This window comes from Salinibacter sp. (genome assembly GCF_036626415.1).
In the GTDB taxonomy this organism is placed as follows: domain Bacteria; phylum Bacteroidota; class Rhodothermia; order Rhodothermales; family Salinibacteraceae; genus Salinibacter.
Window position 1 is genome coordinate 1 of sequence record NZ_JAZKRW010000135.1, and the last position, 7,594, is coordinate 7,594.

The following is a 7,594-nucleotide window of genomic DNA, read 5'->3' on the forward strand; positions in this document are numbered from 1 at the left end:
CCCGATGACGACGAGGCAGACCGAGGCGACTCGCTTCTGAGAAGAAGTCATGCGGCAACGCGATTGTGAGCGAGAACGAGAATCCGAAAGTAAGCACAAGTGGCCCGCAGGCTTCCTGGGCCTTGGCCGTCCATGTCGACGCTTCTTACCCCGAGGGCTTCTCTTCCGCCACCGGCACCTCCGCAGACGCTGCTGGGGGCGCCGAGCCGTTCGAGGCGGTCGGCACGGCCGCCTCTTCGACGGCCTGCCCCACCTGACGGTGGAAGCGCGCGAGCAGGAGGACAGACGCCGCGGCGAGCCCCGTCACCAGTCCCCACCAGAGCGCCTCCGGCCCGCCGCCCCCGCGCACCCCCCACAAGTACCCTGTCACGAGGCCAATGCCCCAGTACGTCCCCACCGCGATGCCCATGGGCACCCGGGTGTCTTTGAGGCCCTGCAGCGCGCCGTGGGCCGCCACCTGCAGGCCGTCGAACAGCTGAAAGACCGCCGCCACCCCCAGCAGCTGCACCGCCAGCGCAACGACCTCCGTGTTGCCGGGATTGGCGAGGTCCAGGTAGAGCCCCACGATGGGCCGCGGCAATGTCCAAAAGAGGATGGCCGTCCCCGCCATGAAGAGGGTGGCGAGCCCCATGGCCACCCCGCCGGCCCGGCGCGCCCCCGCCTCGTCCTGCGCCCCGGCCGCCTGCCCCACCCGCACCGTGCCGGCCATTCCAATGCCGAGCGGCACCATGAACGCGAACGCCGCACACTGCAGGGCCACCTGGTGGGCTGCGAGCGCCGTCGTCCCCAGCGTGCCCATCATCACCGTCGTTGCCATAAACAGGCTCGACTCCACGCCCCGCGATGCCCCCATCGGCGCCCCCACCCACACCAGCTCTCGCAGGGTGTCGGGATCCGGCTCGCCCAGCCGCCCGAACACCCCGTGGGTTGAGAAGGGCTCCGTGCGATGCACAAACAGGGCCAGCAGGCCAAAGAGAGCCGAGAAGACAATCGTGCTTGCCCAGCCGGTGCCGGCGAGCCCGAGCGCCGGCAGGCCCCAGTAGCCAAACATCAGCAGCTCGTTGGCCACGATATTCACCCCCACGCCGATGAATGCGATGATGGTGACCGGGAGCGGGCGCGAGAGCCCCTCCACGAAACTCCGGAGCGCGGCAAACCCCAGGAACGGCAGGATGCCCCACCGGATGGCGTTGAGGTACGCCGTGGCTCCGTCGATGGCCGTCGGCTCTTGCCCCGTCCACCGCAATACCGGCTCAATGGTGCTCAGGACCAGCAGAATGGCCACGCCCAGCCCTCCGGCCAGCCACAGGCCCTGCCGCACACTGCGCCCCACCGCCGCCGGCGCGTCCGCCCCCACGGCCTGCGACACCAGGGGCCCCACGGCCCGCACCATGCCCATCCCCATGATGGCGAAGAAGAAAAAGACCGTGTGCCCGAGCGCCACGCCCGCCAGCGCCTCCGGCCCCAGGCGCCCCACCATCACCGTGTCCACGAAGCTCATGGAGATGTGCGCCAGCTGGGCCGCCACGACGGGCCCGGCCAGGCGAAGGGTGGCGCGAAGTTCGTGGTACAGAGCGCGGGAAGACACAGGCGAGAGGACGAGAACAGCGTGCAAACGAACGCACAGTGCTCAACGTGAAGTGGGCCTTGCCGTTCGTCGAGTCCTGGACAAACCCCTCGTTTCGCAGGAAATCTCTCGTCTCGCCGGAAGCCCCCGGCCGTTCCCACCCCGGACGTACGGCCGAGACCTGCGGTGTCTCAACACTGTTGCTCTTGACACACCCTTGAGACAACAGCGAGACGTTCGGGCCTCTCTTTTCCCGGGCCGGCCCCTGCTCACAAACCCTCTCCACCCGCCCTAATCCCCCGTAGACCGCGAAACTGTGCCCATCTCGTGAATCGGCACAGCGCCCCAATCGTCCGGAACGCGGCTTGTCTACTACAATGGGCGAAGGCGTTCGAAACGATTTGTTCTCGACGCACTGGTCCCTGCCCTGGAGACATCTCTTCGGTACAGAGGGCCTACTCCGCCCACCGTAATTTTTTCGATAAGCCAATACGACAACCATGATCCGATCCGCCTCCCTACGCTCCCGACTCGCCCCCCTGGCCCTTATCGTCGCGATGGCCCTTGCCCTCGTCGGCTGCGACTCGACCGGTCCCTCCAATACGGACAGCCCGCCCACCAGCAATAGCGGCGAGGTACAGGTGGGCTTTTCGACGTCCTCTTCCGGGGCCACACAGTCGGCGAGCGCGCTCGCCAAGGCCGAGTCCGACACCCTGACGCTCTCAGGCTCGAACGGCACCCTCGAAATTCACGACCTTCGCCTGATCGTCGACAAGGTGAAGTTGGAGCAGGATACAGAAAGCACGGGGGACGACACCGTAGAGGTTGAGATTGAGCGGGAGGTAGAAATCGAACGCCCGAGCTTCTTGGACCTCCCGCTCCAGAGCTCTGAGGTCTTGCCCGTCGCCGCTGGAGACGTGCCGGAAGGCACCTACAACGAGTTTGAGTTTGAGGTCGACGACCTCGACGACGATGAGCAGAACGCTCGCGCACTGCTGTCGGACATCCGAAGTGAGGAAGGATTTCCAAACTGGCCCGAGGACGCAAGCATGGTCGTCGTTGGCACCTTCACTCCCTCCGACGGCACGCCGACCTCTTTTACGACCTACTTCGAAGCCGAAATTGAAGTAGAGCGGACCCTGAGCACGCCTCTCGAGGTGACCAGCGATGGGTTTTCTCGCGAGCTCGTCGTGCGGCTCGATCCGGCGCGGTGGTTTGAGCGTGACAATGGGACCGTCGAGGCGCTCTCCCAGTTCGACTACGGAGAGACTGGAGCGGTCCGGGAGTTTGAGTCCGAGTTCGAGGACGGCGTCTCCGAAATTGAGTTCGACTAGCTCGGGGTTCCCCACCAGGAGACCCGGCAACGAGCAGCCTGATCGGGGAGCCTTCTCCCCGGTCAGGCTTTGCTTTTGCCGTCAGGCTTGAAAAAGCTTTTGCCGTCAGGGTCGAAAAACGAACCGCGCCGGTTCCGAACGCGCCGGCCAGTACGGGGCCGACACCCCCAGCTCCCCGTCCTCCGCCATGAAGGCGGCGTAGAGGAGGGGCAGGGCGGCGATGAGGGCGCCTCCTGTCACGTAGCCAATCTGGGTGTGCTCATGCCGCGACATGAAGGGGCCGCAGGTCCGGACTGACGCAAGTGCTGACTAACGGGGGGCACGGGCGCTCTGCTGCTCGTCTTGCTGTTCCACCTGTTCGAGGTAGGGCACGCCGTCTTGAATCCACTCCGGGCCCTCGTCGCCCTTCAGGTAGTGGCCGAACCACTCGAGCACGCGATTCCGGTAGTCGACCGTGTTCTTCTCCTGGCGGCTGATGCCGTGGTTCTCGCCGTCATACACCAGGAAGGCGAGCTGCTTGTCGGCCCGGCGGGCGGCGTTGTAAAACTCGACCCCCTGGTTGAACTCCACGGCGCCGTCGTCGGTGCCAAAGGCCATGAGGAACGGCGTGTTGAGCGACTCGATGTGGTGGAGGGGCGAGTTCGCCACGTAGGCGTCCATGTCCTCCCACGGCGGGACGCCCATCCGGCCCTGGCTGATCTCGAAGATGCGGGCGTCGGTGGCGCCACTTCGCCAGTAGACGGAGTTGTACATCGAGACCATGTTGGTGAGCGGGGCCCCCGCCACCGCCGTTGCAAAGATGTCGGTCTGCGTGGCGGTGAATGTGGTCTGGTAGCCGCCCCAGGAATGGCCTACGAGCCCGATCCGCGACGTGTCCACGGCGGCCGCTTCGGTCGCGGCCTTTACGCCCGGCACGATGGCGTCGACCGCCGAGTTGCCCGGGTCCCGCGGGCGGTACGTGATGTCGGGCTGGAAGACGATGTATCCCTCCTGCGTGAACGCGGTGGTATTGTACGGGTGCTCGCGGGTGGGCACCAGGTAGTTGCGGGCCTGTGGCGAGCGGGTCTCGTAGATGTAGGTGATCATCGGGTAGCTTTTCTCCGGATCGTAGTCCGCCGGGTAGAAGAGCGCGCCCTGCAGCTTCTTGCCATCCGCATTGCGGAAGGAGACGAGGTCGGAGCGGCCCCAGGCATAGTCGTCCTGGAACGGATTGGTGCGGGTCACCTGTCGGCCGTCGGCGAGCTGGGGGCCGGCCCGGAAATAGTCGGGCGAGTCCTCGAAGTCCTCCGTGCGGTAGGCGTAGACGGCGGCAGAGTCAGCCTTCGTGAGGCCGGTCACCATTTTCGGCTTCCACACGAGACGCTCCGGCGTGCCCGTGAGGGCGGATGCCCGGGCGTAGCCGTGCTCCTCGGTCCACTCATCATAGAGGTCCCAGTAGATCGGCGCATTTCGGGGGATGACGTCCGGCTCGCCCGGCGCCTCGTCCGTCAGATCCACGTAGCGGTGCCGCACCGAGTCGGCCCGGCCCATGGTGAGGCGTTCGGGGGTGGCCCCATCCGGCGCGATCCGCCACACGTCGTACTCGCTGTAAACGAGTACCGACCGGTCGCCCGCCGTCCACCCGGCGATGCCGAAGGGCGGCTTTTGCTCTACAGTGTGGTCGTCGTCCACGTCCACGACTGGGACAGGCACATCCTCGGTAATCGTGGTGGCGGTCTCTTCCTGTAGATTGTAGGCGTGGTACTGGTCGTTCTTCAGCCAGAGCAGGTAGCGGCCGTTGGGGCTCGGGCCCTCAAAGAACTGTATCTTTTCGGCCACCCGCTCGCGCTCGCCCGTCGCCACGTCGATCGCGTAGAGGTCGTGGTAGACGGGCCCGAACATGCGCTCCTCGCGGTAGGGCGTCTGGTCGAGCCCGGCGGCCCGGGTGCCTCCGTGGAGCACCTGCACGTCTTCCGTGAGCTCGGTGCCGAGGCGCGTCCAGCGGGCGTCGCCACTGCGGCCGAGGTGCCACGCAGTGAGATAATTGTCCTGCCGATCCTGCTCGGACTGCACCTCCTGACGCGGGATGATGTCGACGTCACTGGTGTGCCACACCTTCACGCCGGCGGGGCCGTACTCCTCCAGGGAGTCGGCGGCCGCGGAGTCGGCCTGCGCCGAGTCGGGCTTGACGGCCTCACGCTCCTGCACACCGAAGAAGAGACGTTCGCGTTCGGTGGCCCACTCCGGCGTGCGGTAGTCCACAATGCGGAGCGAGTCAGGGAAAACCTCGGCGGTGGCGGGATCGAACTGGTGCCGTTCGGGCGCACCGTCGTTCAGGCCGGTCCAGGCCAGCACTACATGGGTCTTGTGTTGCCAGTCGTCGTCCTCACGGGTCCGGAGCGCAGCGAGGTCGTCCTCGGCCGGGCGCCACGAGAGGCCCGTGTAGTCGCCGGGCGTGGAGGCGAGGGTCTGCAGCTGTCCGGTGGCCGCGTCGTAGAGACGCACACCGTTCCCGGTTTCGGTCATGCCGTCGATGGTGAGGGCGAGGTGCGGGGCCTCGTGCTGCCACGCCATGTCGGCCACGTTGCCGAAGCTGGTGTACGATTCGGCCTGCAGGTCGCGGACCAGCAGGTCGGCGCCGCGCATGTCGTCAGGGGTCTCCTGGGGCGGGTAGCGGCGCATGGCGAGGTAGCGCCCGCCGTCACTGAAGGCAAAGTCCGACACCGCGGGCACGACGGTCGTGTCGCCGGTCGCCAGGTTCAGCAGGCCCATCTTGCGGCGGACGGGCTTCTCCTGCTTCCGGAGCGTTTTGCGCTTCTCTTCCGACATGCCGATGGCGTACGCGAGCCACTGGCCATCGGCCGAGAAGGCCGGGCTGCGCCCGAAGGCGACGGTGCGCGTCGTGTCGCGCCGGGTGTGGTGGATGCGCAGCTCGTGGTTGCCGTTCACGCGGCGGATGGGGGTGGCCATCCAGGTGCCCTCGGGCGAGAGGGTGGCGCCGCCCAGCCGCTCCCACTGTCCGTAGTCGACCTCGTCGAGCGTGGCGTCGGACGGCTGGGCCGTGGCGGGCCCAACGCTGGCTGTGAACAAGAGAGCGAAGAGTGCGGCAAGGGGGAAACGCAGGACTCCGAGACGGGACATCGTCGGGCAGCGGTTCCGAGGGAGAACGCGAACAATCGTCGATTGAAGCGTGGGGGCCGGCGGGACTGTTCCCATCCCTAGGATCGAAGCACGGGCGCGCCGTGCACACTGTTACAGGGCGGTGTGGAGCACGTCGTTGCGGACACCGGAGCGCGGCGCTGTGGTAGTTGACGGGTCCGGTGCCGCGCCCTAAGCGATGTAGTCGTCCTCCCCCTGGAGCGGCGGCGCCAGAAGCGAACCAGCTGGTCCGGCGGGAGCAACACGTGCACCGCCGCGACGACGTAGAAGAGGGCGGCCATGAGCATCGCGTCCACGCGGGATCCAGCAGCGGTTACGGCGATGAGTCGGGCGGTGCGGGCCGGGCTGGTCGGAGCGCCCCCAGCAGTGCGAAGCCGGCCTCGGTCACCCGTCTGGTGGCGAGGACCGTGCTCACCAGCACCACGGCGCCGTGACCGGTCTCACGGTCGAGCGCCACGAAGCTCCGAAAGCCGCCGGTGCCGCCGTTGTGCCACAGCACCTCGTGTCCGTCGCGGGTCGACTGGTGCCAGCCGAGGCCCACTCGAGGCCCTTCGCTATCGGCAGAGTCATGGATCGTAGCAGCCCGCCGCATCGCCGATTGCAGGGCCGTGGCCGTGCCCGGAGACGCCGCGAGGGCGCGGTGGTGCGCCCGGAGGTACGCCAGCATGTCGGCGGCGGTAGCGCGCAGGGCCCCGGCCCCGGCCAGCGCATCGAAGTGCCAGGGCGGAGCAGGCGCACCGGTGCGGGTGTGGCCTTGAGCGAAGCGCGACTGCTGGGCGTCCGTGAGATCAATTCGCGTGTCGGACAGGCCGAGCGGCTTGGCGATGCGCCGGCGAACAAGCGCAGCGTACGTCGTGTCGGCCCGGCGGGCGAGCAGGTGGCCGAGCAGCCCCGCGCCGAGATTTGAGTACTGGTATTTTGTGCCCGGCGCCCGCGGAAGCTCGTAGCCGTCGAGGAAGGTGTAGAGCGCACTGTCGCCATACGCGGCGTACGGGTCGGTGGGCCGGAGGGCGGAATTCAGGTTGGCGGGCAGGCGCGGCAGGCCGGACCGGTGCGTGGCGAGGTGCCCAAGCGTGATCGGTGTCGAATCGGCCGTGCCGACGGTCACCGAATCTGGCAGGAGCGCCCCCACCGGCGTCGATCGCGCCACCCACCCCCGCTCGATCGCGTCGGCCAGAAGCAGCCCCGTGAACGTCTTGGTGATCGAGCCAACTTCAAACACAGTCCGGGCCGTCGGCAGACGACCGGTAGAGTCGGCGGCGCCGAAGGCATGGAGCCGGGTGGTGTCGTTGTCCAGGAGGCCGACGACGGCGCCGCCTGGCTGGTTCTCGATGAGGGCCTGCCCAACTGAGTCGATGACCGGTGCCGGCTGCCCCTCTACAGTCCCCACCCCGCCCACAGCAAATGCCATACTCAAGACAATCGTGGTCAGCACTGTGCGCATGTCGTGCGTCCGTTAGTGATTGGTTCCCGCATCCAACGCCTGCTTCAGACGCTCGGGCTCGTCGGTGCCGATGCGGAGCTGCTCTTGCCCCTGCACCGTCACCTCCACGGC

The 7,594-nt window shown here is 67.4% G+C and carries 5 protein-coding genes; 1 reads left to right on the top strand and 4 read right to left on the bottom strand.

The features are described from left to right. Positions 1-145: 145 nt before the first annotated feature. The gene (locus V5A20_RS12070) at positions 146-1,588 is read right to left on the bottom strand and encodes an MATE family efflux transporter (RefSeq protein WP_332316954.1); all 1,443 of its coding nucleotides are present in this window, start codon (positions 1,586-1,588) and stop codon (positions 146-148) included. Between the two features lie 479 nt (positions 1,589-2,067). On the opposite strand from V5A20_RS12070, the gene V5A20_RS12075 reads away from it, so the two are divergent. Next, positions 2,068-2,901, top strand: coding sequence for a hypothetical protein (locus V5A20_RS12075; RefSeq protein ID WP_332327436.1), 834 nt, complete (start codon positions 2,068-2,070; stop codon positions 2,899-2,901). Between the two features lie 105 nt (positions 2,902-3,006). Here V5A20_RS12075 and V5A20_RS12080 read toward each other — a convergent pair whose 3' ends face one another. From V5A20_RS12080 to V5A20_RS12090, 3 genes are all read right to left on the bottom strand, one after another. After that, the gene (locus V5A20_RS12080; RefSeq protein ID WP_332316956.1) at positions 3,007-3,174 is read right to left on the bottom strand and encodes a hypothetical protein; all 168 of its coding nucleotides are present in this window, start codon (positions 3,172-3,174) and stop codon (positions 3,007-3,009) included. A gap of 36 nt (positions 3,175-3,210) precedes the next feature. Beyond that, entirely contained in the window at positions 3,211-6,021 is a 2,811-nt protein-coding gene (locus tag V5A20_RS12085; protein WP_332327437.1) for an alpha/beta hydrolase family protein, read from the bottom strand. A gap of 331 nt (positions 6,022-6,352) precedes the next feature. Beyond that, positions 6,353-7,450 carry a serine hydrolase domain-containing protein gene (locus tag V5A20_RS12090; protein ID WP_332317067.1) on the bottom strand — a complete coding sequence of 366 codons (1,098 nt, stop codon included), beginning with the start codon at positions 7,448-7,450 and terminating at the stop codon, positions 6,353-6,355. Positions 7,451-7,594: the final 144 nt, after the last annotated feature.

What these genes read in the sequence shown, in the direction of transcription:
- V5A20_RS12090 (WP_332317067.1), bottom strand. Translation starts at nt 7,450, where the DNA reads ATGGCATTTGCTGTGGGCGGGGTGGGGACTGTAGAGGGGCAGCCGGCA.
- V5A20_RS12080 (WP_332316956.1), bottom strand. Translation starts at nt 3,174, where the DNA reads ATGTCGCGGCATGAGCACACCCAGATTGGCTACGTGACAGGAGGCGCC.
- V5A20_RS12085 (WP_332327437.1), bottom strand. Translation starts at nt 6,021, where the DNA reads ATGTCCCGTCTCGGAGTCCTGCGTTTCCCCCTTGCCGCACTCTTCGCT.
- V5A20_RS12075 (WP_332327436.1), top strand. Translation starts at nt 2,068, where the DNA reads ATGATCCGATCCGCCTCCCTACGCTCCCGACTCGCCCCCCTGGCCCTT.